This is a genomic window from Pseudomonas sp. CC11G, assembly GCF_056174845.1.
This window is the reverse complement of record NZ_JBWBZC010000001.1, coordinates 669,193-694,019: the sequence shown is the minus strand read 5'-3', so window position 1 is coordinate 694,019 and position 24,827 is coordinate 669,193. Positions and strand designations below refer to the sequence as shown.

The 24,827-nt window shown below is 59.6% G+C and carries 22 protein-coding genes and 5 pseudogenes; 12 read left to right on the top strand and 15 right to left on the bottom strand.

The annotated features are described in order from the left end of the window. The first annotated feature begins 14 nt into the window (after window positions 1-14). Window positions 15-1,334 (top strand): sigma-54-dependent transcriptional regulator, encoded by a 1,320-nt coding sequence (locus tag AC0V2S_RS03295; protein WP_475508695.1) that lies wholly within the window; start codon window positions 15-17, stop codon window positions 1,332-1,334. Here AC0V2S_RS03295 and AC0V2S_RS03290 read toward each other — a convergent pair. Continuing rightward, window positions 1,335-2,440: pseudogene (locus tag AC0V2S_RS03290) on the bottom strand (NAD(P)/FAD-dependent oxidoreductase). Between the two features lie 203 nt (window positions 2,441-2,643). Here AC0V2S_RS03290 and AC0V2S_RS03285 point away from each other — a divergent pair. Genes AC0V2S_RS03285 through AC0V2S_RS03250 form a run of 8 tightly spaced genes read left to right on the top strand, consistent with a single transcriptional unit; the run spans window position 2,644 to window position 9,465 of the window. After that, window positions 2,644-3,129 (top strand): GspH/FimT family pseudopilin, encoded by a 486-nt coding sequence (locus tag AC0V2S_RS03285; protein WP_475508483.1) that lies wholly within the window; start codon window positions 2,644-2,646, stop codon window positions 3,127-3,129. Further along, complete coding sequence (gene pilV / locus AC0V2S_RS03280) at window positions 3,126-3,590, top strand: type IV pilus modification protein PilV (protein WP_475508482.1); 465 nt, start codon at window positions 3,126-3,128, stop codon at window positions 3,588-3,590. The genes AC0V2S_RS03285 and pilV overlap by 4 nt, the downstream gene beginning before the upstream one ends. Beyond that, a complete protein-coding gene (locus AC0V2S_RS03275) occupies window positions 3,587-4,582 on the top strand; it encodes a PilW family protein (RefSeq protein WP_475508481.1) in 996 nt (331 codons plus the stop codon). The genes pilV and AC0V2S_RS03275 overlap by 4 nt, the downstream gene beginning before the upstream one ends. Next, window positions 4,579-5,061: a pilus assembly PilX family protein gene (locus AC0V2S_RS03270; RefSeq protein WP_475508480.1), complete on the top strand. Its 483-nt coding sequence runs from the start codon at window positions 4,579-4,581 to the stop codon at window positions 5,059-5,061. The genes AC0V2S_RS03275 and AC0V2S_RS03270 overlap by 4 nt, the downstream gene beginning before the upstream one ends. Before the next feature lie 28 nt (window positions 5,062-5,089). After that, a complete protein-coding gene (locus tag AC0V2S_RS03265; RefSeq protein WP_475508479.1) occupies window positions 5,090-6,055 on the top strand; it encodes a hypothetical protein in 966 nt (321 codons plus the stop codon). Continuing rightward, window positions 6,055-6,927 carry a hypothetical protein gene (locus tag AC0V2S_RS03260; protein ID WP_475508478.1) on the top strand — a complete coding sequence of 291 codons (873 nt, stop codon included), beginning with the start codon at window positions 6,055-6,057 and terminating at the stop codon, window positions 6,925-6,927. The genes AC0V2S_RS03265 and AC0V2S_RS03260 overlap by 1 nt, the downstream gene beginning before the upstream one ends. Further along, a complete protein-coding gene (locus tag AC0V2S_RS03255; RefSeq protein ID WP_475508477.1) occupies window positions 6,831-8,984 on the top strand; it encodes a pilus assembly protein in 2,154 nt (717 codons plus the stop codon). Before AC0V2S_RS03260 ends, AC0V2S_RS03255 begins: the two co-directional genes overlap by 97 nt. A 13-nt stretch (window positions 8,985-8,997) precedes the next feature. Then, the gene (locus AC0V2S_RS03250) at window positions 8,998-9,465 is read left to right on the top strand and encodes a type IV pilin protein (RefSeq protein ID WP_475508476.1); all 468 of its coding nucleotides are present in this window, start codon (window positions 8,998-9,000) and stop codon (window positions 9,463-9,465) included. Window positions 9,466-9,535: 70 nt separating this feature from the next. Here AC0V2S_RS03250 and ispH read toward each other — a convergent pair whose 3' ends face one another. From ispH to murJ, 6 genes and pseudogenes are all read right to left on the bottom strand, one after another. After that, window positions 9,536-10,480, bottom strand: a complete 945-nt coding sequence (ispH, locus tag AC0V2S_RS03245; protein WP_475508475.1) for a 4-hydroxy-3-methylbut-2-enyl diphosphate reductase — start codon at window positions 10,478-10,480, stop codon at window positions 9,536-9,538. A 74-nt stretch (window positions 10,481-10,554) separates the two neighbouring features. Next, window positions 10,555-10,983: pseudogene (locus AC0V2S_RS03240) on the bottom strand (FKBP-type peptidyl-prolyl cis-trans isomerase); the annotation flags it as partial. Further along, complete coding sequence (lspA, locus tag AC0V2S_RS03235; protein ID WP_475508474.1) at window positions 10,976-11,482, bottom strand: signal peptidase II; 507 nt, start codon at window positions 11,480-11,482, stop codon at window positions 10,976-10,978. The pseudogene AC0V2S_RS03240 and the gene lspA, both read right to left, overlap by 8 nt. Next, window positions 11,475-14,302: pseudogene (ileS, locus tag AC0V2S_RS03230) on the bottom strand (isoleucine--tRNA ligase). The gene lspA and the pseudogene ileS overlap by 8 nt, the downstream one beginning before the upstream one ends. Window positions 14,303-14,312: 10 nt before the next feature. Continuing rightward, a pseudogene (gene ribF, locus AC0V2S_RS03225) lies at window positions 14,313-15,250 on the bottom strand (bifunctional riboflavin kinase/FAD synthetase). Window positions 15,251-15,359: 109 nt separating this feature from the next. After that, window positions 15,360-16,904 (bottom strand): murein biosynthesis integral membrane protein MurJ, encoded by a 1,545-nt coding sequence (gene murJ, locus AC0V2S_RS03220; protein WP_475508473.1) that lies wholly within the window; start codon window positions 16,902-16,904, stop codon window positions 15,360-15,362. A 256-nt stretch (window positions 16,905-17,160) separates the two neighbouring features. On the opposite strand from murJ, the gene rpsT reads away from it, so the two are divergent. Next, window positions 17,161-17,439 (top strand): 30S ribosomal protein S20, encoded by a 279-nt coding sequence (rpsT, locus tag AC0V2S_RS03215; protein WP_110617416.1) that lies wholly within the window; start codon window positions 17,161-17,163, stop codon window positions 17,437-17,439. A gap of 101 nt (window positions 17,440-17,540) precedes the next feature. Here rpsT and AC0V2S_RS03210 read toward each other — a convergent pair whose 3' ends face one another. The 5 genes from AC0V2S_RS03210 to rplU form a co-directional block, all read right to left on the bottom strand. Then, complete coding sequence (locus AC0V2S_RS03210; protein WP_475508694.1) at window positions 17,541-17,996, bottom strand: CreA family protein; 456 nt, start codon at window positions 17,994-17,996, stop codon at window positions 17,541-17,543. Between the two features lie 48 nt (window positions 17,997-18,044). Next, complete coding sequence (proB, locus tag AC0V2S_RS03205; protein ID WP_475508472.1) at window positions 18,045-19,163, bottom strand: glutamate 5-kinase; 1,119 nt, start codon at window positions 19,161-19,163, stop codon at window positions 18,045-18,047. A gap of 91 nt (window positions 19,164-19,254) precedes the next feature. Further along, a complete protein-coding gene (gene cgtA / locus AC0V2S_RS03200) occupies window positions 19,255-20,478 on the bottom strand; it encodes an Obg family GTPase CgtA (protein ID WP_475508471.1) in 1,224 nt (407 codons plus the stop codon). Between the two features lie 160 nt (window positions 20,479-20,638). Next, on the bottom strand, window positions 20,639-20,896 hold the full coding sequence (rpmA, locus tag AC0V2S_RS03195) for a 50S ribosomal protein L27 (RefSeq protein ID WP_003205738.1): 258 nt from the start codon (window positions 20,894-20,896) through the stop codon (window positions 20,639-20,641). 37 nt (window positions 20,897-20,933) lie between these two features. After that, on the bottom strand, window positions 20,934-21,245 hold the full coding sequence (gene rplU, locus AC0V2S_RS03190; RefSeq protein WP_108098632.1) for a 50S ribosomal protein L21: 312 nt from the start codon (window positions 21,243-21,245) through the stop codon (window positions 20,934-20,936). A gap of 243 nt (window positions 21,246-21,488) precedes the next feature. Between rplU and AC0V2S_RS03185 the strand changes: the two are divergent. Both AC0V2S_RS03185 and AC0V2S_RS03180 read left to right on the top strand, forming a co-directional pair. Further along, window positions 21,489-22,407 (top strand): annotated as a pseudogene (locus tag AC0V2S_RS03185) (polyprenyl synthetase family protein); the annotation flags it as partial. 147 nt (window positions 22,408-22,554) lie between these two features. Next, complete coding sequence (locus AC0V2S_RS03180) at window positions 22,555-22,797, top strand: PA4570 family protein (protein WP_475508470.1); 243 nt, start codon at window positions 22,555-22,557, stop codon at window positions 22,795-22,797. A gap of 119 nt (window positions 22,798-22,916) precedes the next feature. Here the strand turns inward: AC0V2S_RS03180 and AC0V2S_RS03175 are convergent, their stop codons facing one another. The 3 genes from AC0V2S_RS03175 to AC0V2S_RS03165 form a co-directional block, all read right to left on the bottom strand. After that, entirely contained in the window at window positions 22,917-23,543 is a 627-nt protein-coding gene (locus tag AC0V2S_RS03175) for an FKBP-type peptidyl-prolyl cis-trans isomerase (RefSeq protein ID WP_475508469.1), read from the bottom strand. Window positions 23,544-23,613: 70 nt separating this feature from the next. Continuing rightward, entirely contained in the window at window positions 23,614-24,102 is a 489-nt protein-coding gene (locus AC0V2S_RS03170) for a TIGR00645 family protein (protein WP_475508468.1), read from the bottom strand. Window positions 24,103-24,315: 213 nt separating this feature from the next. Continuing rightward, window positions 24,316-24,657 (bottom strand): PA4575 family protein, encoded by a 342-nt coding sequence (locus AC0V2S_RS03165; RefSeq protein WP_475508467.1) that lies wholly within the window; start codon window positions 24,655-24,657, stop codon window positions 24,316-24,318. Between the last annotated feature and the right edge of the window lie 170 nt (window positions 24,658-24,827).

The window sequence follows — 24,827 nt, the reverse complement described above, 5'->3', positions numbered from 1 at the left end:
GCCCGGCAAAAAGCCTGATCGTCGACGACGAGCCCGATATCCGCGAACTCCTGGAAATCACCCTCGGCCGCATGAAGCTGGACACCCGCAGCGCGCGCAACGTCAAAGAAGCCCGCGAGTGGCTGGCCCGCGAGCCCTTCGACTTGTGCCTGACCGATATGCGCCTGCCCGACGGCACAGGCCTGGAACTGGTGCAGCACATTCAGCAGCGCCACCCGCAAGTGCCGGTGGCGATGATCACCGCCTACGGCAGCCTCGACACCGCCATCAACGCCCTGAAAGCCGGCGCCTTCGACTTTTTGACCAAGCCGGTCGACCTCGGCCGCCTGCGCGAACTGGTGGCCACCGCCCTGCGCATTCGCAGCGGCGACGGCGATGAAGTGACCGTTGACGACCGCCTGCTCGGCGACTCGCCGCCGATGCGTGCCCTGCGCAAACAGATCCTCAAACTGGCCCGCAGCCAGGCGCCGGTGTACATCAGCGGCGAATCGGGTAGCGGTAAAGAACTGGTCGCCCGGCTAATCCACGAACAAGGCCCGCGTACCGAGCTGCCGTTTGTGCCGGTCAACTGCGGCGCCATTCCGTCCGAGCTGATGGAAAGCGAATTCTTCGGCCATAAAAAAGGCAGCTTCACCGGCGCCATCGAAGACAAACAGGGTCTGTTCCAGGCCGCCAACGGCGGCACCCTGTTCCTCGACGAAGTGGCCGACCTGCCGCTGGCCATGCAGGTAAAACTGCTGCGCGCGATTCAGGAAAAAGCCGTGCGCACCGTTGGTGGCCAGCAGGAAGTGGTGGTGGACGTGCGCGTACTCAGCGCAACCCACAAAGACCTGGCCGCCGAAGTGGCCGCCGGGCGCTTCCGCCAAGACTTGTACTACCGCCTCAACGTCATCGAGCTGCGCGTGCCGGCGTTGCGCGAACGCCGCGAAGATATTGCGCAGCTCAGCGAAGTGATGCTCAAGCGCCTGGCCGAAGGCACTGGCCTAGCCGCCGCCAGCCTCGACGCCGACGCCCTGGAAAAGCTCAAGAACTACCGCTTTCCCGGCAACGTGCGCGAACTGGAAAACATGCTGGAACGCGCCTACACCCTGTGCGAAGACGACCGCATTCAAGCCAGCGACCTGCGCCTGGCCGATGCCGGTACGCCGGGCGAAAACGGCGAAGCCAGCCTGGCGCAGATCGACAACCTCGAGGACTACCTGGAAAACATCGAGCGCAACCTGATCATGCAAGCCCTCGAAGAAACCCGCTGGAACCGCACGGCGGCCGCCCAGCGTCTGGGCCTGACCTTCCGTTCGTTGCGCTACCGCCTGAAAAAGCTCGGCATCGACTGATCAGCGCACGCCCAATCGACCCTGTGGCGCATACGGCGCGGGGTCGATGATTGGCGTGTTACCGAGCATCAAATCGGTCAGCAACTGGCAAGACGCCGGCGCCAACACCAGGCCATTGCGGTAATGACCGCAGTTCAGCCACAGCCCATCGAAGCCCGGCACCGACCCGATAAAGGGCACGCCTTCCGGCGAGCCAGGCCGCAACCCCGCCCAATGCCCTACCACCTCAGCATCAGCCAACGCCGGCAACAACTCGATGGCCGACGCCCTCAGGCTGGCCAGTGCGTCGTCGGTCGGGGTTTTGTCGAAGCCACAATGCTCCAGCGTGCTGCCCACCAGGATATGGCCGTCCTTGCGAGGGATGGCATAACGGCCCTTGGCCAAGACCATGCTCGGCAGAAAATCGGCCGCGCACTTGAACAAAATCATCTGGCCCTTTACCGGCTCAACCGGCAAATCGAGTCCCAGAGTGGCGAGCAATTCGCCGCTCCACGCGCCGGCGGTTAACACCACGCGATCAGCACGCAGTTCACCTTGCGCCGTGTGCACGCCCACCACCTGATCGCCCTCGCGGATAAACCCCGTGACCACCGTTTGCTCATGCAGCGTGACGTTCGGCATTTGCGCCAGTGCGGCGCGCAGGGCTTTGACCAGACGCGGGTTGCGCACGTTGGCCACGCCACTCATATACACCGCACGCTCATACCCCGCGCCCAACACAGGCACTGCCTTGTACGCATCGGCGATCGGCACCGACGCTAACGGTCGGCTCAGCTTATGCGCCCAGGCCAGCGCGTCGGCTTCGTCATCCAGGTCCAGCCAATAGAGGCCGGTGACAAACACTTCGGGTCCAGCCCCGTGTGCGCCAACAACTGCTCGCCCAGGCCCGGGTAAAAATCCTGCGACCAATGGGCCAACGCCGTCACCGCCGAGCTGTACCGCCACGGGTAAAGCGGAGAAACGATGCCACCACCGGCCCACGACGATTCGGTGCCCACCTGCGCCCGGTCCAGCAACACAACGGCCTCGCCTTGCAGCGCCAGCTTATAGGCCGACAACAAGCCCAGCGCCCCGCCCCCCACCACAATATTCAGCGCCACAGCCACTCCCGAATCCCGATTCACCCGACATAGGCCGCGCAAGAATGCGCAGTTTTAAAGCTGACAACAAGGTCAAAAAAGCCGCAGCCACTACCCACCCCTTCCAAGCACAAGCCGTACAAACCCAATAACCGACCGAATATCCCTTATATGTTTGTAGGAAATATCCGAGCTGAGAGGATCCACTCACGAAACTCCAGAGGTCCGTTATGCGTCACTCCCGTGGATTCACACTGATCGAACTGCTTATGACCCTGGTGGTGTTAGGGATCCTTATGAGCATGGCGATCCCGGCATTCAACAGCATGGTGCAGAGCAACCGCACCCAGGCTGTGACCAATGAACTGGACACCGCCATTCAACTTGCCCGCTCCGAAGCGCTGAAACGGCGCAAGACGGTGATTATCTGCCGCAAGAATGCCAACTCGGATGCCTGTGAAGACGGTACGGACTGGTCGGGTGGTTGGCTGATTCGTCAGGTCGGTGGCGACATTGTGCGGATCTGGGACAGTTCGCCAGACAGCACAGTAAGCGGCCCAACCTCCGGTATTACCTTTCAGAGCAGCGGCCTGGGCAGCGGCGCGGCCACGTTCAACATCAATGTGGCCAGTTGCAAAGACAGCAAAAGGCGCGTGATCACCGTTGCGATAACCGGCAACAGCTCCCTTAGCCAAACAACGTGTACGCCATCATGAAAATTATGCGCTCGCGCCAGAAAGGCGCCACCCTGATCGAGGTGCTGGTGGCCATGATCGTTCTTGCCATCGGCTTGCTCGGTATCGCCGGTATGCAAACCACCAGCGTGCAGGCCAACCAGAGCTCTGCTTACCGCTCGCAAGCCACCTTGCTGGCGGCCGATATCGTCGACCGCATGCGCGCCAACCGCACGCTGGCGCTGGCGGGCAACTACACCACCACCAGCTTTCCGACGTCGTCGAGCAGCAACAGCGTCACCGGTACGCGGGCACAAAAGGATCTGGCCGAGTGGTACAACCAGCTGGCTCGTTCCCTACCAGATGGCACCGCGAAAATTGACCTGGCCAGCAACGTATTCACCATCACCGTGCGCTGGAACGACCGTCGCGGGCGAATCAAAGCTGCAGATGCTGACACCACGGGCGACCTCCCAGAATTCACTTACAGAGCAAGACTATGAGCGCACCTCGTTTCGCCCTTCAGAAGGGTCTTTCGCTCATTGAGCTGCTGATCGCCACAGCCCTGAGCTTGCTGTTGCTTGCCGGTGTGCTGCAGATATTCCTCTCCAGCAAACAGACATACGTCACGACGTCGGCCCTGTCGCGCGTGCAGGAGAATGGTCGATTTGCTTCGGAGTTTCTGGCCTTTGATATCCGCAATATCGGTTACAAGGGCGAATGCGTAGCGCCCATCAACAACCTGAGCACGTTCACCGATGACCGTTTTCTGCTTGATGCGGGCGTGAAGGGTTGGGATAGCACGCAAGCCACCCCAAGCTGGTTTACCAGCACGGACCGCCTGTCGGGCACCGACATGATTCTGGTCAAGCATGCAGTGAATCCCTCTGGCGCCGTAGTTGCCAGCAGTAACAACACTACTACCGCGGGCACGACCACCGCAGGTAGGACGTTCACCCTTACCCAGGCAAGCGGCATCGTCACCGGCACTTTGCTGGTAGCGGCCGACCCGATTGGCTGCGACCTGTTCCAGAACCAAAGCGCCGTTACCGCGTTAGCTGTCACCAAGCCCACCACCGGTAACTTCAGCCACAACTACAACAATGAAATGGAGATTCTCGCGTATCAGAGCGCGATCTATTTCATCAAAGCCGGGGCTACCGGGCAGCCGCCTTCCCTGTGGCGCATTCGCTACAACACTGGCACCACCGGCATGACAGCGGAGCAACTGGTTGAGGGTGTGCAGGACATGCAACTGCAGTACGCCGTAGGTACCAACGGGGTAATCACAGGCGATTACGTAGATGCTCAAACCATTACCGACTGGTCGGCAGTGGTTTCAGTGCGGTTCAACCTGTTGATGGTGAGTTCCGATACCAACGTGGTGCCGCAGAACCAGGTTATTTCCTTCAATGGCGCTGACGTTACCGTCGCTAATCGCCGATTCGCGCAAGTTTTCACCACGACCCTTGGAATTCGGAATCGCCTGCCATGAACAAGTTCCCCAACACACTTAGCCATGGCTCACAGAAAGGGGCCGTGCTTATCGTTGCGCTGGTAATGCTATTGCTGCTGACCATTATCGGTATCAGCAGCATGCGCGGCACCACCATGCAAGAACGCATGGCTGGCAATATGCGCGATCAGAGCCAGGCTTTTCAGGCTTCAGAATCAGCACTGCGCAAAGGCGAAGCAGCAATTCGTGGCATGACCGTCGCGACGCTGCAGAACCTCACCGTTGCCCCGGACTGGACTAACTCGGACACCATCGACGGCCTGTCGGCAGCGCCCAAATACAAAATGACGCCCATCCCCGGGGTAAGCCTGATCAAGGCCGGCGAATCGCTGAAAAGTGGTACACCGATTGATATGGCCGTGATGCGTGTGGAAGCCCAAGGTTATGGCGCCACCACCAATGTTGATAACTCGGCTGGCTCAACCGTTAATTTGCGCTCCATTTACATCAAAAGATAATTTCATTCGCTTACTGCGGAGCAGCATTATGGTTCTCCAGCCTTCAGTTAAATCATTCAAACGCTTCAGCGCTTATTTCGTTATTGCGCTGGGCTTGTTTTGCTCGACCAATCAGGCAATCGCCGATATTTCACAAACGCCGCTATTGGTGGGCGGCGGTAATGTGCCGGGGAGTCTGGCGCTTACGCCATCGGTGGAATACCCGACCATTTTGACCATGGCCAACCTTGGTACCTATGCGAGTACCACCGCATTTACCGGCTATTTCGACTCGGGTAAATGTTATTCCTACACCTACGTTGCAGCACCTACCGCTACTGATGTCAGTCGTTTTGTGCCCAGCAGCACGACCACCGACAGAACCTGTACCGGCGACAACGTATGGAGTGGCAACTACCTGAACTGGGCAGCAACCCAGACCATCGACCCATTTCGAAGTGCCCTCACCGGCGGCTATCGTGTCGTCGACACAGAAACGAAAACGGTATTGCAAAAGGCCAGAAACACTGGTCAGAGCGGCGGCCCCGTGCGTACTGCCACCAAGAGCATTGGGGGCGCCAACAGATCACTGCTGACCCGCCTAAGCAACGGAAGCGCAGGCCTGGGCGCCAAGATGCAGTTCACCATTGACAGCTGGACCTATTGCAACCCAGACCGTAACGGAAACTGCAGAAACAGCGCCAAGCCCGTTGTTGCTTATGAGGGCACCGCTATTAGCGCCGACAACATCTACGAGGCCTTTGTACGCGTAGAAGTTTGTACAAGCGAAACGTTGCGCGAAGATAACTGCGTTCAATACGGCAGCAACTGGAAACCGGAAGGGCTAATTCAGCAGTACAACACTAACTTACGTTACAGCGTTTTCGGCTATTTGAACGACAACGATGTATATCGGGATGGTGGCGTGCTTCGCGCCGCACAAAAATATGTAGGTCCCAAACTGGGCACCGAAAACAATAACACTAAAAAAGAATGGGACCCGGCGACCGGGTAATGGTGCAAAACCCCGACAGCATCACCACAAGTATGGGTACGACAATCGCCGACAGTGGGGTAATAAACTACATCAACAAGTTTGGCGAACTTACCAACAACAGCCACAAATCCCTCGACCCGGTGAGTGAGCTTTACTATGCCGCCATTCGCTACTTCAAGGGCATGGCACCAGTCCCAAGCTATTCAAGCTACGTTGTAGGTGACGCCAGCAACGCTCGTTATGCCGATGGTTTCCCGGTGATTTCCGACTGGACTGGCTTGGACCCTATCGAGTACGCCTGCCAGAAAAACGTGATCCTCGGCATCGGCGACACCAACACCCACAAAGACAAAGATCTGCCCAGTGGAACCACGGCGACCAGCACCTCCAACGAGCCCGCTACCAAACCCGCTGCGGTTACCGCCGATACATCGGTAAACGTGGTCACCGCTACGCGCAAAGTCCAAGCACTTGAAGCCCTCGACACTGACCCTATCAACCTGCAAGCAACGGGCGCCGAGTACACGGGCAACCAGAACTCGGCCTATATCGCCGCTCTAGCCTATGACTCGCATACCAAAGACATTCGCCCCGAGAGCACCGTTACCTCCGCTCCAAGGAGCTGGGCCGGCACACAAACTATCTCGACGTACTGGGTGGATGTACGGGAGAACGAAGAACTGAAGGGCCGTGCTCGCAACCAGTACTGGCTAGCCGCAAAATACGGCGGTTTCACCGTCCCGAGTGACTATGGCGATCCCTACGCCCGCACCGCTCGACTGCCTGATACCTGGTGGACAAAACCGGTGAGGCATTGCTCAGTACCGGGGACAAGCGCCCAACCAACTTCTTCGTGGCTAGCGATGCGACCAAGATGGTGGAGAGTCTGAAATCCGCCTTCGCCCAGATCGCCACTGAAGTTCGCGGCACTACCACCTCGCTCGCCACCAACTCCACGCAACTGGAAACCGGTAGTGCGGTGTTTCAATCGCAGTTCGACAGCGCCAACTGGAGCGGCGATCTGTTGATGAAAACCGTGAACACAGCTGGCGCGGTCGCCGGCACCGCCACCTGGAGCGCCGCCACCTTGCTGGATGCGCGTGCTGGCGTAACCGATCGCAAAATCTTTACAAGCAACACGCTGCTGGCCAGTTCCGACACCCTGTACTCGACGTCGACAAGTGGCGCCAACTTCGAATGGGGCAGCCTGGATGCGAACACCAAAGCCGCGCTGAAAACCACCGCCAGCGGGACAGGCGTGGATGACACCGTGGGCGAAGCTCGAGTCAACTTCCTACGCGGCGACCGCACCCAGGAACGCACCAGTGCCGCCGACACCACCCATCCGTTCCGCCAGCGTGGCAGCAGGCTCGGCGACATCATCAACTCCGACCCGCAGTACATCGCCAAGCAAGATTACGGCTACAACCTGCTGCGTACGGCGGCCTGGGGTAGTGCCGGTAGCGCCTATCTGACGTACCGCGCCGACAACGCTTACCAAACTCGCACACCGCTGATCGTGGTCGGTGCCAACGACGGCATGCTGCACGGTTTCGACGCCAGCGCCGAAACCAGCGGCGGTACCGAGCTGTTTGCCTATGTGCCGCGCACCACTGCCGCCAACCTGTATGAGCTGACCGACCCCAACTATACCCACCGTTACTACGTCGACGGCACGCCTGCCGTTTCTGACGTGTACATCAACAACGCCTGGAAATCCGTTGTAGTCGGTACCACCGGCGCGGGCGGCAAAAGCGTGTTCGCCCTCGACGTGTCCTCGCCGGGCAGCATGGACAGCTCCAAGGTACTGTGGGAATTCACTGCCCCAGATCTGGGCAGCACCATTGAACAACCCGCAATCGTAGCCCTGGCCAATGGCAAGTTCGGCGTGGTGGTTACCAGTGGTTATTCCAACGCAGCAGTCACCAGTGGCCAGGTGTGGATTCTCGATGCCGCCGATGGCTCGGTAATCAAGAAGTTTTCGCTACCCACTACTGGCTATCTGGGCGAACCGCTAGCCGTGGACATCAACAACGACCGCATGACAGACCGCCTCTACGTAGGCGACACCCAGGGCAATCTATGGCGACTGGATGTGACCAGCACAACGGTAAACAACTGGGGCGCCCCTAGCTCTCTGGTTGTCAGCAGCTCACCTGTTCCATTGTTCACCGCCCGCGACACCAACGTATCTCCGGCTCGCGTGCAACCAATCACTGCGCCACTGTCTGTTGCGCTGAATACCGACGGCAACCCCATCATCCTGTTCGGCACCGGTAGCTTCTACCAAACCACCGACAAAGATCTGAGCGCTACGGCCAACCAACGTATCGATAGCTTCTACGGCATTATCGATAGCGGGGCACAGATAGCGAGCAGCCGCTCCACCCTGCAGGAACAGACAATTCTTCAGCAGGTTACCGTGGGTGGCACCCTGCTTGGCCGGGTGATGAGCAACACGGCTATCGCCAGTGGTTCCAAGGGCTGGTTTGTGGATCTGTTGTGGAAGCGCTCGGGAGTCGCCAATACCCCGACCGGCGAACGCGTGGTTTCGCGGGCAGCTGTGCGCAGTGGTGTAGTCACCTTCGCCACCATGACACCCTCCTCCGACGCGTGCACCGGCGGTGCCACCAGTTGGATCATGTCCCTCGACTTGTTCGGCGGTGGTCGTCTGGCCTACAACTACTTTGATATGAGCGGCGATGGCAATCTGACGGATTCTGACGCCTATACCGATCCAGTTACCGGGGCCAAGATCCCGTACTCCGGGCGCTCGAATACGAGTGAAGGCGCAATCAAAACGCCAACTTTCTTTAATGGTCCGTCGACTGACAGCAATACCACCGGCAAAGACCTGATCTGCTTTGCCAGCTCTTCCGGCGTAATTCAGTGCAGCCCCGTCCCTCGGGCACGCGAACATCCGACCGGGTTTCCTGGCGCGAAATAAGATAAGGATCGATATGAAACCAGTAATCAACCTGCACCGCCGCGCTCGGGAGCGCGGCTTTACCCTGATCGAGCTGATGATTGTGGTGGCGGTTATCGCCATTATCTCGGCGGTTGCCTATCCGCAATACACCGAGCATGTGCGCAAGGCCAACCGGGCGGATGCGCAGGCGTCGCTTACTGAGCTATCTCAATATATGGAACAGTGGTTCACAACTCACGGCTACTACTCGGCGACAGTCGCAGGAAACGACAATCCTGCGCTGCCGTTTGATGCTTCGCCCAAAGGCGCGGTTACGGGAAAAAAGGTTTACACCTTGAGCCTCACTGCCATTAGCAAAAACTCGTACACCTTGCAGGCCACTCCCGTCGCCGGGATGGTAATGGCCAACGACAAATGCGCCAACCTGACGCTTACCAACACCGGCCTTAGAAGCCAAAGCGGTAGCGGCATGACCTCCGCCGACTGCTGGCGCCGCTAACCGCCGCACCAACAAAAACGCCCCGACAATCACTTGTCGGGGCGTTTTTATTTGCGGCCTGGAAAGACGTTCAAATCGCCTTAACTCGCAACTCCTTCGGCATCGAAAACGTCACATTCTCCGGCCGCCCATCCAGCTCTTCAGCGCCGGTAGCGCCCCACTCTTTCAACTTCTGCACCACGCCCAACACCAACACCTCAGGCGCCGAAGCCCCCGCTGTAATGCCAATGCGCCCTTTACCTTCAAACCAACCTTGCTGCAGATCTTCTGCACCATCGATCAGGTAAGCCGGCGTACCCAACCGCTCGGAAAGCTCGCGCAGGCGGTTGGAGTTGGAGCTGTTCGGGCTGCCCACCACCAACACCACATCGCTTTCGCTGGCGAGCTGTTTGACGGCGTCCTGGCGGTTTTGGGTGGCGTAGCAGATGTCGTCTTTACGCGGGCCGCCAATACTCGGGAAACGGTTGCGCAGCGCGTCGATCACGCGGCTGGTGTCGTCCATCGACAGCGTGGTCTGGGTGACGAACGCCAGCGACTCGGGGTTGCGTACTTGCAGGTTGGCGACGTCGGCTTCGTCTTCCACCAGGTAGATAGCGCCGCCGTTGCTGGCGTCGTATTGGCCCATGGTGCCTTCCACTTCCGGGTGGCCGGCGTGGCCGATCAGGATGCATTCGCGGCCGTCGCGGCTGTAGCGGGCGACTTCGATGTGTACCTTGGTCACCAGCGGGCAGGTGGCGTCGAATACTTTCAGGCCACGGGCTTCGGCTTCTTTGCGCACGGCCTGGGAGACGCCGTGGGCGCTGAAGATGACGATGACGTTGTCGGGCACCTGATCGAGCTCTTCAACGAAGATGGCGCCGCGTGCGCGCAGGTCTTCGACGACGAATTTGTTGTGGACCACTTCGTGGCGCACGTAGATCGGCGGGCCGAACACTTCCAGGGCGCGGTTGACGATTTCGATCGCGCGATCAACGCCAGCGCAGAAGCCGCGGGGGTTGGCGAGTTTGATTTGCATGGCTGACTCTTGCATGGAGCTGTCCTCATCCGCCCCGAAGGCAGGTGCAGGCTAACCGGCCAATCAGGCCGGTTGACCTCGATGATTTCCACCTGAAAGCTCAGGGTCTTGCCGGCCAGCGGGTGGTTGAAGTCGATGGTGACCTGGCTGTCATCAAAGGCTTTGACCACGCCGGGCAGCTCGGTGTTGGCGGCGTCGTTGAAGATCACCAGCAAGCCTTCGGACAACTCCATGCCTTCGAACTGCGAGCGCGGCATAACCTGCACGTTCTGCGGGTTGGGCTGGCCGAAGCCGTGCTCCGGCTCCACTTGCAGGGTGCGTTTGTCGCCAGCCTTGAGGCCAAACAGCGCGGCTTCGAAGCCGGGCAGCAGGTTGCCGTCGCCGACTTTGAAGGTGGCCGGTTTCTTGTCGAAGGTGCTGTCTACCACGTCGCCGTTTTCCAGGTTCAGGGCGAAGTGCAGGGTGACTTGCTTGTCCGGGCCGATACGCAGGTCTTCAGTCATGTACGGGCTCTCCGGATTTTTTGCTTTTGAACATATCCAGGGCCAGCAGCACGGCGCCGACCGAGATGGCGCTATCGGCGATATTGAACGCCGGGAAGTACCAGCGGTTCTGCCAATGCACGAGGATAAAGTCGATTACGTGGCCGAGCACGATGCGGTCGTACAGATTGCCCAGCGCGCCGCCCAGCACCAACGCCAGGGCGATGGCCAACCAGGTTTCATCGGCTTTCAGGCGTTTGAGCCAGACCATCAGGGTGGCGCTGACCACCACGGCGATCAGGGCAAACAACCAGCGCTGCCAGCCGGAACTGTCAGCCAAGAAGCTGAACGCGGCGCCGGTGTTGTAGGCCAGGGTCCAGCTGAACAGGTCGGGAATGACCACGATCTGCTGGTACAGGCTCAGGTTGGTTTCGAAGTAGAGCTTGGTGGCCTGATCGACGATCAGCACCAGCAGACTTATCCACAATAAGCTCAGTCGGCCAAAACGCGTGTTAGGCATAGTGACGAACCTCGCCTGCACCGCTGATGTTGTCGACGCAGCGACCGCAGATTTCCGGGTGCTCCGGATTCACGCCTACGTCTTCACGGCAGTGCCAGCAACGCGCGCACTTGGCGTGGGCGATTTCACTACTTTCAGTTTCAGGCCGGCCACTTCGGTTACCACGGCATCGGCCGGCGCGCTGGCCAACGGGGCCACGGCGGCGGTCGAGGTGATCAACACAAAACGCAGCTCGTTGCTGAGCTTGTTCAGGTCGCTGACCAGTGCGTCTTCGGCGTACAGGGTGACTTCGGCCTGCAGGTTGCCGCCGATGGCCTTGGCCGCGCGCTGAACTTCCATCTCTTTGTTGACCGCGACTTTCACGGCCATGACGCGCTCCCAGTAGGCGCGGTCCAGCTCGATGCCTTCTGGCAAGGCGGTGAGGCCTTCGTACCAGGTGTTGAGCATCACCGATTCGTTGCGCTCGCCCGGCAGGTATTCCCACAGCTCGTCGGCGGTGAAGGCGAGGATCGGTGCGATCCAGCGCACCAGCGCTTCGGCGATATGGAACAGTGCGGTCTGGCAGGAACGACGCGCCTGCTGTCGCTGGCGGTGGTGTACTGACGGTCTTTGATGATGTCCAGGTAGAAGCCGCCCAGCTCCTGCACGCAGAAGTTGTGCACTTTGGAGTAGACGTTCCAGAAGCGGTATTCGCCGTAGTGCTCTTGCAGCTCGTTTTGCAGCAGCAAGGCACGGTCGACGGCCCAGCGGTCCAGGGCCAGCATGTCTTCAGCCGGCAGCAGATCGGTGGCCGGGTTGAAGCCGCTCAGGTTGGAAAGCAGGAAGCGCGCGGTGTTGCGGATGCGGCGATAGGCATCGGCGCTGCGCTGCAGAATCTGATCGGATACGGCCATTTCACCGGAGTAGTCGGTAGCCGAAACCCACAGACGCATGATGTCGGCGCCCAGGGTGTCGTTCACTTTCTGCGGCGCGATCACGTTGCCGAGCGACTTGGACATCTTGCGGCCGCTCTCGTCCACGGTGAAGCCGTGGGTGAGCAATTCGCGGTAGGGGCGTGGTCGTCCAGCATGCAGCCGGTGAGCAGCGAGGAATGGAACCAGCCGCGGTGTTGGTCGGAACCTTCCAGGTACAGGTCGGCTCGCGGGCCGCTTTCGTGGCCCATCGGGTGCGAGCCGCGCAGCACGTGCCAGTGGGTGGTGCCGGAGTCGAACCACACGTCGAGGGTGTCGCTGATCTTGTCGTAGTTGCCGGCTTCGTCGCCCAACAGTTCAGCTGCGTCGAGCTTGAACCAGGCTTCGATGCCTTCCTGTTCAACACGCTTGGCCACTTCTTCCATCAGCTCGACGGTGCGCGGGTGCAGTTCACCGGTCGCTTTGTCGAGGAAGAACGGAATCGGTACGCCCCAGTTGCGTTGACGGGAGATGCACCAGTCCGGACGGTTGGCGATCATCGAGTGCAGACGCGCCTGGCCCCAGGCCGGCACGAACTGAGTGTCTTCAATGGCTTTTACCGCGCGCTGGCGCAGGGTGTTGCCGGTGGCTGGCTGCTTGTCCATCCCGACGAACCACTGCGCGGTGGCGCGGTAGATCAGCGGGGTTTTGTGGCGCCAGCAGTGCATATAGCTGTGGCTGATGGTTTCGGTGTGCATCAGCGCGCCGACTTCGCTGAGTTTCTCAACGATGGCCGGGTTGGCTTTCCAGATGAACTGGCCGCCGAAGAACGGCAGCGAATCGACGTACACGCCGTTGCTCTGCACCGGGGTGAGGATGTCGTCGTTGACCATGCCGTAGCGCTTGCAGGTCACGAAGTCGTCTTCGCCGTAGGCCGGCGCGGAGTGCACCACGCCACGCCAGTACCGGCGCCCAGCTCGACGTACTCGGCCAGGTTACCCGCGAGAGGCGGTTCGTAGAACGGGTGACGGAAGTGATCAGGTCCAGCGCCGCACCTGGAGCGGTAGCGATTACCGAGCCTTCGATGCCATAGCGGGTCAGGCAGGCTTGCACCAGTCTTCAGCGAGGATCAGCAGCTTGTCGACGACGTCGACCAGGGCGTAGGTGAACTCCGGGTGAAGTTTGGCGCCTGGTTGGCCGGGATGGTCCACGGTGTGTGGTGGTCCGATCAGATGGAAAGCCGGCTTGCTCAGCGACGGCAGACCGAACGCGGCAGCCAGTTTGGCTTCGTCGGCGATTGGGAAGGCCACGTCGATGGTCGACGTTTTTGTTGGTTATTCCACCTTCCGCTTCAGCCAGGGCCGAGCCGCAGTCGAAACACAGTTCACCGGTTTCAGGCCTTTGAATACGAAACCGCCTTTGACCATTTCGGCCAGGGCGCGGATTTCGCCGGCTTCGTTGGCAAAGGCATGGTCTTGTAGGGGTTGGCCCAGTCGCCGAGTACGCCCAGGCGGATGAACTCGACTTTCTGCCCTTCCACCTGCTCGGCCGCGTAGGCGCGGCACAGCTCGCGGGTTTTGTCGGCGGGCAGGTTCTTGCCGTGGGTGACTTCGACTTTGTGTTCGATAGGCAGCCCGTGGCAGTCCCAACCTGGCACGTACGGCGCGTCGAACCCGGACAGGGTTTTCGAGCGCACGATCATGTCTTTGAGAATCTTGTTTACGGCGTGACCGATGTGAATAGTGCCGTTGGCATAGGGCGGGCCGTCGTGCAACACGAACTTGGGCCGATCCTTACCAATCTCGCGCAGCTTCTGATACAGGCCAATGCTGTCCCAGCGCTGCAGAATCTGCGGTTCGCGCTGTGGCAGGCCGGCCTTCATTGGGAAGGCGGTATCAGGAAGGTTCAGCGTGGCTTTGTAGTCGGTCATCTTTGGCTCTTCACTTAAGCGGTTGACCCTGCCAGAGGGCACGGGCGGCGGCGACATCCGCGTGTATCGCCGTCTTCAGCGCCTCCAGGGAGGCGAAACGCTGCTCATCGCGCAGCTTGTGGTGGAAAGCCACCGTCAAACGTCGGCCATAGATATCGCCGACAAAATCTAAAAGATGCACTTCCAGGTGTGCGTTACCGTCGCCCTGCACCGTCGGCCGCACGCCAATATTGGCGACGCCGGGCCAGGGTTTGCCATCGAGTTCAACCGTAACGAGGTAAACCCCGGTCAACGGCACGCGATGGCGCTTGAGTTGTACGTTGGCCGTCGGCGTGCCGAACTGGCGGGCCAGCTTCTGCCCGTGCAGCACCCGGCCGGAAATCTGAAACGGGCGACCCAGCAGGCGTTCCGCCAACGGAAAGTCGGCAGCCGCCAGCGACTCGCGAACCCGCGTGCTGCTGACGCGCAAACCGTCGATTTCGACGGTACTGGCCGCTTCCAGGGTAAAGCCTTCAACCAGCGCCGCCTGTTGCAAAAAAGCGAAGTCGCCGGCGCGGTCGCAGCCGAAGCGGAAATCGTCGCCCACTTCCAGGTGCTGAACGCCGAGGCCTTGCAGCAGAACGGTCTGCACGAATTCAGCGGCGCTGAGTTCACGCAAACGGCGATTGAAAGACAGGCACAACACGCGGTCTACACCGGCAGCGGCGAACAACACCAGCTTGTCGCGCAACCGCGTCAGACGCGGTGGCGCGGTGTCCGGACCGAAGAATTCACGGGGCTGCGGCTCGAAAATCACCACGCAGCTGGGCACGCCCAATTCGTCCGCGCGTTCACGCAGCCGCGCCAGGATGGCCTGGTGGCCACGGTGCACGCCGTCAAAGTTGCCGATAGTGGCAACGCAGCCCCGATGCTGGGGCCGCAAGTTTGAAGCCCTCGAACCAGCTGCATAGGACGCTTCTTGCTCACAAAGTGGGCGATTATACGCACACCCGACGCTGGACAACAGGCAACACCGTCGCGTCGTTCCACGTTAGTAAATAAGGGTTTTCCGAAGCCGTCACGCCACTGATCGGCGGGCAAAATCGCGCAAGCGAAAGCCCAACAACAGCAGCACGCCGAAATAAGCGGCAATACCCACGGCGACCAACACGCCCAGGCGCAGCAGGCGGACCAGCATGTCGCCCTGGTCCCACGCCGGCATTACCCACATCAGCCCGACCAGCACCGCGGCCATCACCACTACCGCTGCCACCAACTTGGCCAGAAACACGCCCCAGCCCGGCTGCGGGATAAACAGCTGCTGCTTGCGCAATTGCCAGAACAGCAAGCCGGCGTTCAAGCAGGCGGCCAGGCCAATCGACAGCGCCAGACCGGCGTGGGGATAGGGCAAGGTGAAGAAGAACACCAGATTCATCAGCTGGGTGGCGACCAGGGTAACCAGCGCGATACGCACTGGCGTGGCGATGTTCTGCCGTGCGTAAAAGCCGGGGGCCAACACCTTGACCAGAATGATGCCGAGCAGGCCGACGGTGTACGCGATCAGGGCGAACTGGGTCATCTGCGCGTCATGGGCGCTGAATTTTCCGTACTGGAACAGCGCCACGGTCAGCGGTTCGGAAATGATCGCCAAGGCCAGCGAGCACGGTAGCGCCAGCAAGAAACACAGGCGCAGCCCCCAATCCATCAGGCGCGAATATTCTTCGGTGTTTTTGCTGGAGAAGCTGCGCGACAACGCTGGCAGCAGAATCGTACCCAACGCCACGCCCAGCACGCCGGACGGCAATTCCATCAAGCGGTCGGCGTAGTACATCCAGGACACGGAGCCCGCCACCAGAAACGAGGCGAAGATGGTGTTGATGATCAGCGAAATCTGGCTGACCGATACGCCGAGAATCGCCGGCCCCATCTGCTTCATTACCCGCCATACGCCGGCGTCCCGCAGATTCAGGCGCGGCAGCACGAGCATGCCGATCTTTTTCAGGTGCGGCAGTTGGTAGAGCAACTGCAGCAAGCCGCCGACCAGCACCGCCCAACCCAGCGCCATGACGGGCGGGTTGAAGTACGGGGTCAGGAACAGGGCGAAGACGATCATGCTGATATTCAGCAAGGTCGGCACAAAGGCCGGCACCGAGAAGCGGTTCCAGGTGTTCAGAATCGCGCCAGCCAAGGAGGCGAGCGAGATCAGCAATATATAAGGAAAGGTGACGCGCAAAAGGGATGAAGTCAGTTCAAATTTTTCCGGTGTATCGGCAAAGCCTGGCGCGGTGACCCAGATCACCCAGGGCGCGGCAATCATGCCCAGCGCGGTGATTACCGCGAGCACCAGAGTCAGCAGGCCGGATACATAGGCAATAAAGGTACGGGTCGCCTCCTCGCCTTGCTGGGTTTTGTATTCCGCCAGAATCGGCACAAAGGCTTGGGAAAAAGCGCCCTCGGCAAAAATGCGGCGCAGCAGGTTGGGGAGTTTGAAGGCGACGAAAAAGGCGTCGGTAGCCATGCCTGCGCCGAAAATACGCGCCACGATGGTGTCGCGCACAAAGCCCAGCACCCGGGACAACATGGTCATCGAGCTGACCGCAGCCAGCGACTTGAGTAAATTCATAACGCTCGTTTCTACCGCATGAAGTATGCTGCGCCACCGAAAATCATGGCGCCGCGCTGTAGGCCGCAAGGCAAAGGCGGCGAGTGTAGAACCGGCTGGCAAATAAATCACCCAGTTGGGTTGGCTACGCTGGTCGGACTACGGCGCAATCTGTAGTCAGCAAGGCCGAACCACGCTTGACAAGCCTTCGACACATCGGCATGATTCGCGGCCTTATTTGTTTAGTCATTTCCTCAAAGTTTCAAGGAGCTCGACGGTGGCCAATACACCTTCTGCCAAAAAACGCGCTAAACAGGCTGAGAAGCGTCGTAGCCATAACGCCAGCCTGCGCTCCATGGTTCGTACCTACATCAAGAACGTGGTCAAGGCTCTCGACGCCAAAGACCTCGAACTTGCTCAGAAAGCGTACGTTCTTGCTGTGCCTGTAATCGACCGTATGGCCGACAAAGGCATCATCCACAAGAACAAAGCAGCTCGTCATAAGAGCCGCCTGAACGGTCACATCAAGGATCTCAGCCAAGCTGCTGCTGCCTAAGTGTGATGCGTTGAAAAGACCGGCCCAAGGGCCGGTTTTTTATTGCCTGTAAAAAAGCGACAGACAAAAAAGGCGACCCTCGCGGCTCGCCTTTTTTGGCTTTACTGATGCCAGGGCAGAATCGGAATCGCGGTCACCGCGTTCTGCGGACTGCCCTCGATCACACGGTCGCTATAGACCAGGTACACCAGCGTATTGCGCTTCTTGTCGAAAAACCGCACCACCTGCATGGTCTTGAATACCAGCGACGTGCGCTCCTTGAACACTTCTTCGCCATCTTTCAGGTTTTCAGGCAGCTGAATCGGACCGACCTGGCGACAGGCAATCGACGCCTCCGCCCTATCTTCCGCCAACCCCAACCCGCCTTTCACGCCGCCCGTCTTCGCGCGCGACAGATAGCAGGTCACGCCTTCCACCTTCGGATCATCGAAAGCCTCGACAACAATCTTGTCGTTCGGCCCCACCCACTTGAACACCGTCGACACCTGACCGATTTCCTCAGCCGAAGCGCTTAGCGCCAAGGGCAGCAGCAACGCGCCCAACCATCCATTGATCATTCGCACTGCACTCTCCTTTGCACCCATGGGCTTGGCCCGCAGGCGCGCTTACACCAGAATCAAGTTGTCGCGATGCACCAGCTCAGGCTCGTCGACATAACCCAATAGACGCTCGATAGCATCGGAAGGTTGCCCAACAATCTTCTGCGCCTCGGCAGCACTGTAGTTGGCCAGACCACGGGCGATCTCGCGACCATCCGGATCGACACACACCACCATTTCGCCGCGACGGAAATTGCCTTGCACGCTTTTAACGCCAACCGGCAACAAGCTCTTGTGGCTTTGCAGCAACGCCTTCACCGCACCCGCGTCCAGCTGCAGCGTACCGCGGGTTTGCAGATGCCCCGCCAGCCACTGTTTACGCGCCGCCAACAGACCGCGCTCAGGCGCCAGCAAGGTACCCAAACGCTCGCCCGACTTGAGGCGCGCCAGCACTTGCTCGATAGCACCACCTACGATTACGGTGTGCGCACCGGAACGCGCCGCCAGCCGGGCCGCACGCAGCTTGGTCTGCATGCCGCCACGACCTAGCGCCCCACCGACACCACCCGCAACAGCGTCCAACGCCGGATCATCGGCACGCGCCTCATATATAAGCTGCGCATCGGGGTTGTGGCGTGGGTCGGCATCGAACATGCCGTCACGATCGGTAAGAATAACCAACAGGTCCGCTTCCACCAGATTGGCCACCAAGGCCGCCAAGGTGTCGTTGTCGCCAAAGCGGATTTCGTCGGTGACCACGGTGTCGTTTTCGTTGATCACCGGAATGGCGCCCAAATCAACCAGCGTGCGCAGGGTGCTACGGGCATTCAGGTAGCGCTTGCGATCTGACAGGTCGTCATGGGTCAGCAGAATTTGCGCGGTATGCCGGCCGTGCTGCGCAAAGCTCGACTCCCACGCCTGCACCAAGCCCATCTGCCCGACAGCGGCAGCCGCCTGCAGCTCGTGAATGGCGCTCGGGCGTGACGTCCAGCCCAAGCGACTCATGCCCGCCGCCACAGCGCCGGAAGACACCAACACGAGCTCGACGCCCGCTTCGCGCAGCGCCACCATCTGCTCGACCCACACCGCCATTGCGCCACGATCCAGGCCACGCCCGTCAGCGGTCAGCAATGCACTACCGATCTTCACCACCCAGCGCTGCGCGCCAGTTACCTTGTCCCGCATCGTCATCCAACCTTGGCCAGAAGAGCGGCGCCATGCCGCTCGTGCGAATTAGTCAGCACAACGCCGCTAATTAGCGGCGTTGTGGTTTTACTCAGTCTCGAACGTAGATGATCTCTGGACCATCATCGTCGTCCTCCTCATCCCAGAAGCCGTCATCGTTATCCTCACTGCCGGCCACCTTGACGCCAGCGCGGCGCAACGCACGCTTGTCGTCCAGTGCCTGCAGCTGGGCGCGGGCTTCGTCTTCGATACGCTGATCCAACGCCGCCAGTTCGGCCGCATACTGCGGCTCTTCGGCGATGCGCAGGGAGCGCTCTTCGAGGTACTTCATGATATCGAAGCAGAGCTTTTCTGTGCCTTCTTTACCAATGGCCGAAATCACATAAACCGGACCGGTCCACTCCAGGCGATCGGTGATCTCCTTGATGCGAGCTTCCTGCTCTTCTTCAAGGATCTGGTCGGATTTGTTCAGTACCAACCAGCGATCACGCTCGGCCAGCGACGGGCTGAATTTACCCAGCTCGGACACGATGGTTTCAGCAGCTTCTGCCGGATCAGTCAGATCCAGCGGCGCCATGTCGACGAGGTGCAGCAGCAGACGGGTACGCGCCAAGTGCTTGAGGAAACGGATACCCAGGCCGGCGCCGTCGGAGGCACCTTCGATCAGACCGGGAATGTCGGCAACCACGAAGCTCTTGTAGCGATCAACGCTGACCACACCCAGGTTCGGCACCAGCGTGGTAAACGGATAGTCCGCCACTTTCGGCTTGGCCGCAGACACGGAGCGGATAAAAGTACTTTTGCCGGCGTTCGGCAAACCCAACAGACCGACGTCCGCCAACACCTTCAGCTCCAGCTTCAGGTCGCGGGAATCGCCCGGCTTGCCCAAGGTGGTCTGACGCGGCGCACGGTTGGTACTGGATTTGAACCGGGTGTTGCCCAGGCCATGCCAGCCGCCGTGGGCGACCATGATGCGCTGGCCATCTTTGGTCAGGTCACCAATGATGTCCTGAGTGGCCGCATCAATGATGGTGGTGCCAACCGGCACGCGCAGCACGGTATCTTCACCCTTGCGGCCAGTGCAGTCAGCGCTGCCGCCGTTGGAGCCGCGCTCGGCGTCGAAACGCCGGGTGTAGCGGTAGTCCACCAGGGTGTTGAGGTTTTCATCGGCGACCATATACACATGGCCACCGTCGCCGCCATCGCCGCCGTTCGGCCCACCGTTTTCGATGAACTTCTCGCGACGGAAGCTCATGCAACCGTTGCCACCATCACCTGCTTTTACAAAAATCGATACTTCATCGACGAATTTCATCGGCACGCCTCCCGCCGCAATAGCGGGCTAGATAACACAAGGAACATAAGACTTTTGCAAAACCCAGCGAAACAGCTCCCGGATGATTTTGCAAAAGCCTCAAGCTTTCAGAAACAAAAAAGCCCCGTCGCGAGACAGGGCTTTTCCAGCAGCATCGCGATTAAGCCGCGATAACGCTCACGTAACGACGACCGAAGGCGCCCTTAACTTCGAACTTGATCACGCCTTCGACTTTAGCGAACAGAGTGTGATCTTTACCCATGCCAACGCCGTAGCCAGCGTGGAATTGGGTACCGCGCTGACGCACGATGATGTTGCCTGCTTTGATAGCCTGGCCGCCATACATCTTCACGCCAAGGCGTTTAGCTTCTGAGTCGCGACCGTTACGGGTACTACCACCAGCTTTTTTGTGTGCCATGAGTCAATTCTCCTAAAAATGGATTTGGGCCGAAAAATTAGGCCGAAATACCAGTGATTTTGATCTCAGTGAACCACTGACGGTGGCCCTGACGCTTCATGTGGTGCTTACGACGGCGGAACTTGATGATGGTCACTTTGTCGTGGCGGCCTTGTGCAATCACTTCGGCTACAACTTTAGCGCCTTCAACAACCGGTGCGCCGATAGTTACATCGTCACCATTGCCGATCAGCAGAACGCGATCGAAAGTTACGGCTTCGCCAGTGGCGATTTCGAGCTTTTCGATCTTGAGGTATTCACCTTCGGCGACTTTGTATTGCTTGCCACCGGTAACAATTACTGCGTACATAATTTTGCTCCGTTAAATCCTGCTCACCCAGCGCTTTATAGGAATAGTCGTCGGCTGGCATGGCTGCTTGGGGCCGGAAGGACGCCCTTGCAATTGCGTAAGGCAGGTGCTGCCCAGGGAAGTTCAGGGGCCGCGATTGTACGCAAGCCTTGAGTCCTGCGCAAGCACCCGTAGTGCTTGCCTTGACAGCCTCCCACCTGCCCCCTAGCATGCCGCGCAACCTTCGAGGAGCACTTGTCACTGATGCAACCACAGGCCTTCTATAACGTGGTGGCGGACGATTTTACCGCCGTCGATGGCATTATCAGACGACAACTGGTCTCCCGCGTTCCTCTCGTAGAGAAAATAGGCGACTACATTATCTCCGCCGGTGGCAAGCGCTTGCGCCCGCTGCTGGTTCTGCTCTGCGGCAAAGCCCTGGGCGGCCAGGGTGATGATCTGCGTCTGCTGGCTGCCACCATCGAATTTCTGCACACCGCCACCCTGCTGCATGACGACGTTGTCGACATGTCCGGCATGCGCCGTGGTCGCTCGACCGCCAACGCCCTGTGGGGCAATGCGCCGAGCGTACTGGTGGGCGACTTCCTTTATTCCCGCTCGTTCGAAATGATGGTCGAGCTCGGCTCCTTGCCAGTGATGCAGATTCTCTCTCGCGCCACCCGCGTGATTGCCGAAGGCGAAGTGCTGCAGCTGTCCAAGGTGCGCGACGCCAGCACCACCGAAGAAACCTATATGGAAGTCATCCGCGGCAAAACCGCGATGCTCTTCGAGGCCTCGACCCACAGCGCCGCGGCATTGATTGGCGCCACTGAAGAACAGTCCGCCGCCTTACAAGCCTTCGGCGACAACCTGGGCGTCGCGTTCCAACTGGTAGACGACCTGCTCGACTACCGCGGCGACGCAGAAACCCTCGGTAAAAACGTCGGCGACGACCTGGCCGAAGGAAAACCAACCCTGCCGCTGATCTACACCATGCGCGAAGGCACCGAAGAGCAAGCCAGCCTGGTCCGCACCGCTATTCAGAAAGGTGGCCTGGAAGACCTGGAAAGCATCCGCGCCGCTGTAGAAGCCTCCGGCGCGCTGGACTACACCGCCAACCAGGCTCGCGAGTGCTGCCGCCAGTGAATATAAAGAAGCGCTGATTGAGCTGAGCGAATTCGCCGCGCCCGTACGCACGCAGCTGAAAAGCCCGGCCAAGCGCCGGGTTTTTTATTGCCGTCGATCCAGCCGCCAACCCGTCGCGCAAATTAGCCCTTGCTATTATCCCAATAGGAATTATTCTCATCAAACCAAGACAAGGAGATGAGCCATGACCTATTTGATTGATGCTTGGCTGGACCGCCCACACCCCTATCTGCGCATTTTGCATCGCGATACGGGCAAGGTTTGCGCGGTGCTCGAAGAGGAAGCGCTGGATGAATTACGCGAGCAAGGCGACCTCGACCTGACCGGCCTGAACTCGTGCGAGCCCACCGTTCTGAAAGAGCTGGTGCGCAACCTGTTCCTGTTCTGCTACTCCCGCGCCCTGCGCCCGGCCTCTGAACTGCACTGATCGGGAACCCCAGCCCTTGAAGCACTCAACCGCAAAAAACAAAAGGCCGAGAGCTTCCACTCTCGGCCTTTTGTTTTCTGGGCGACCCGCTGACTAAGCAGCAGGCACTTCGCTCAGTCTTACAAGATTTCCAGCAGTTCCACGTCAAACACCAACACGCTGTGCGGCGGAATGCTGCCAACAGCCTGGCCGCCGTAGGCCAGTTCGCTTGGCACGTACAGGCGCCATTTGCTGCCGGTACCCATCAGTTGCAGGGCTTCGGTCCAGCCGGCGATCACGCCACCAACCGGGAATTCAGCCGGCTCGCCGCGATCGTAGGAGCTGTCGAACACCGAACCGTCGGTCAGGGTGCCGTGGTAGTGGGTACGCACGGTGCTTTCGCGGGTTGGCTTGGCGCCTTCGCCGGCGGTCAGCACTTCGTACTGCAGACCGGATTCCAGGGTCACGATGCCAGCGCGCTTGGCGTTTTCAGCCAGGAACGCACGGCCTTCGCCAGCAGCGGCTTCAGCTTTGGCAGCGGCTTCGGCTTGCATGATTTCGCGGATGACTTTGAAGCTGGCCGACATATCTTCCTGGCTAACGCGGCTAGCGTGGCCACGGAAGGCGTCGGTCAGGCCAACCAGGATCGCGTCCAGACTAACGCCCGGTGGCGGGTTGTCGCGCAGTTGGTCGCCCAGTTGACGGCCGATGCCGTAGCTGACGCGGCTCTCATCGGTGGTGAAGGTGTCGATATTCTGTTCGGACATGGCGTTAACTCCGCTGAGGCCAAAAAAGGGCGGCCAGCCTAGCACACAAGTGCCGGCGAGCCGATGCGTGTCAGTGCTTGGTCAGCTTGTCCAGGTAACCCATGGCAAAGGCCGAGACCACGAACGTCATGTGAATGATCACGTACCACATCAGGTACTGCGGCTCGATGTTCTTGGCATCCATAAACACCCGCAGCAGGTGAATGGACGAAATGGCGACGATGGACGCCGCCACTTTCATCTTCAGCGAGCTGGAGTCCATCTTGCCCAGCCAGTTGAGTTTCTCCTTGCCTTCATCAATATCCAGCTGCGACACGAAGTTCTCGTAGCCGGAAATCATCACCATCACCAACAGGCCGCCCACCAGCGCCATGTCGATCAGCGACAGCAGCACCAGAATCAGCTCGGACTCAGCCAAGGCAAAGATATTCGGCAGGATGTGGAAAATTTCCTGGAAGAACTTCAGCGCCAGCGCCAGCAACCCCAGCGACAGCCCGAAGTAAATCGGCGCCAGCAGCCAACGGGAGGCGTACATCGCGTTTTCAATAATGCGTTCCATGGTCGCTCACAGCAGGTAAAAGTGAGCGCGAGTATACCCAGCGAGGGTGACGAGACAACCCGTTCGGCATGCCCCGTCGCCGGCAAAACCACCACATTTTGTTTATCTACAGCTTCTGTGGATAACTCTGTGGACGGCCTCCGGATAGACGGCTCCAGCAAGCGCAGCGGCAGGCTTTGCGACGATCGTGCAAAAGCTGAGCAATGCTGACTTCTAAGTTTCCGGACGGAACTGACAATCGCCCAAGTGCCGCACGCGCTCGGCATTCACGCGGCGCAATTCGGCCTGTAAATGCAGGCACCAGATGGAGGGTTCGTCGCTTGAGCTGTAGCCGAGTTCGGCGAGGTTATCGGCAATGGCGGCCATTACGTCTTCGGCCACCAAAGGCCCGTGGAATGGGCCTTGCGTTTTAATAGCGGACGGTTGAGAAGCGGCCATGCCGGCGCCGCAAATTAAAACCCAGAGGCCTTTTTCGCCTGCCAGCGGGCGGATCACACATTCGATACGTGTGATCAGGCCAAGACATTGTCGGGTAAGGCAGAGGCTGCGTGGCATGACGGCGGCCCTCGCGAGGTCTGGCGTTCAGACTACGCCCGTCAAACGGTGGATGGAAGCCTCAAGGTTATCCCCGGCAGCTGTGGATAACTCTGTGGATGGACCGTGGGCAAGCAGGCCCAGCCACCACCCGCCGGGCTGCGAGTAAACTGCTCAATGACTGACCAGCC